The organism is Streptomyces sp. URMC 123, from assembly GCF_051386515.1.
GTDB lineage: Bacteria > Actinomycetota > Actinomycetes > Streptomycetales > Streptomycetaceae > Streptomyces.
In genome coordinates this window covers 1-1358 of sequence record NZ_JBPQTV010000613.1, presented here as the reverse complement: position 1 = coordinate 1358, position 1358 = coordinate 1, and the positions used below count along the sequence as shown (strand labels likewise).

Sequence of the window (1358 nt, the reverse complement as noted above, 5' to 3'; positions counted from 1 at the left end):
GGGGAAATGGGGCTTCGCCCCGAAGGGGCGGGGTCTTGCCCCGGCCTTCGGCCGGAGGTATGGGGAGCCGCCCCACAGGGGCGGGAAAGATCCCGGCCTTCGGCCGGGGGTGGGGCACGCGGGGGCAGGGGCCACTCGGCCCGTGACGGCCGGCGCCGACTCAGCCCGTGGCGAGCAGAACCGCCAGCAGAATCGCCCCAACCGCGCTCGGCGCGATGATCTCGTACGCCCAGCGCACACTCGGCGAGCCCTGCGCGCCTTCGTTCCCGGACCGCCGCTCGGCGAGCTCGTTCAGCTCCTCCACGGCCTGGTCGAAGGTCGCGCGGCCGGGCGCCGGCTCGCCGGCGGCCCCGGCGGCCCCGGCGGGCCGGGCGGCGGCGCGCGCCGCCTGCCGGGCCGCCCGCTTGCGCTGGCGCAGCGACACCGGAATCGCCCACAGCTGGTACTTCGCGCCGTCCGCGAGCACCTCGCTGGAGTACCCCGCGCGCACGCCCTCGACGCAGCCCCACGGCAGGGTGATGGTGCGGAACGGGTTGCGCACCCGCAGCCGGTCCTGGCCCGCGTACACCGCCGGGCGCAGCGTGTAGGCCACGATCAGGGGCACGGCCAGCAGCAGCCCGGCCAGCGCCAGCCAGCGCGTACGGCCGTCGCCGCGGATCAGCGCGTCGCCGCCGAGCCAGCCGGCGAGCGCGAGCAGCAGCACGCCTCCGACGAGGGCCGCGGGCGAGCGGTGGACGCGGTCGGCGAACGGGGTCCGCTGCGCGCCCTTGGGGGTCGGTGAGGGCTCCGGGCTCGTCATGGGGCCGATTGTGCCTCAGGACGTCAGATCGCCATAGATGATGATGTTGTCCGGCCGGTGGCCGTCGGTGATCGCGCCGCCGCAGGTGATCAGCCGCAGTTCGGGGCGGTCGGTGTCGCCGTAGACCTTCCGCGTGGGGAACTCCGCCTTGCTCACCTGTTCGAGCTCGCGGACGGCGAAGGTGACGACGGAGCCGTCGGCGCGGTCGACGGTGATGCGGTCGCCGATCCTCACCTTGGCGACGTCCTTGAGCACGGCCGGGCCCTTCGCGGTGTCGAAGTGGCCGATGAGGACGGCGGGCCCCTTCTCGCCGGGCGTCACGCCCTGGTCGTACCAGCCGATGCGGTCGGCCTGCGCCACGGAGGGCACCTCGACGGTGCCGTCGGCGGCCAGGCCGAGTTCGAGGATGCCGCTGGTGTCCACGCCGGCGGCCGGGACCCGCACCCGGGTGGGCTTCGCGGCGGGCCGGGGCGCGGCCACGGCACTGCCGGAGGGGGCGGGAGCGGCGGTCGCGGTGATGTCCGCGACCGGGCCGGCCGCGGCCTGTCCGGTGGCGGGG

At 76.1% G+C, this 1358-nt stretch carries 2 protein-coding genes; both read right to left on the bottom strand.

The window, feature by feature from the left end; translation table 11 throughout:
- Window positions 1-160: 160 nt before the first annotated feature.
- The gene (locus ACSNOD_RS31205; protein WP_436770441.1) at window positions 161-799 is read right to left on the bottom strand and encodes a PH domain-containing protein; all 639 of its coding nucleotides are present in this window, start codon (window positions 797-799) and stop codon (window positions 161-163) included.
- Between the two features lie 15 nt (window positions 800-814).
- A partial coding sequence (locus ACSNOD_RS31200; protein ID WP_436770440.1) for a class F sortase occupies window positions 815-1358 on the bottom strand: 544 nt, incomplete at its 5' end.

Bases quoted from the DNA above. Each gene is read 5' to 3' on its own strand.
- ACSNOD_RS31205 (WP_436770441.1), bottom strand. From the start codon at position 799: ATGACGAGCCCGGAGCCCTCACCGACCCCCAAGGGCGCGCAGCGGACC.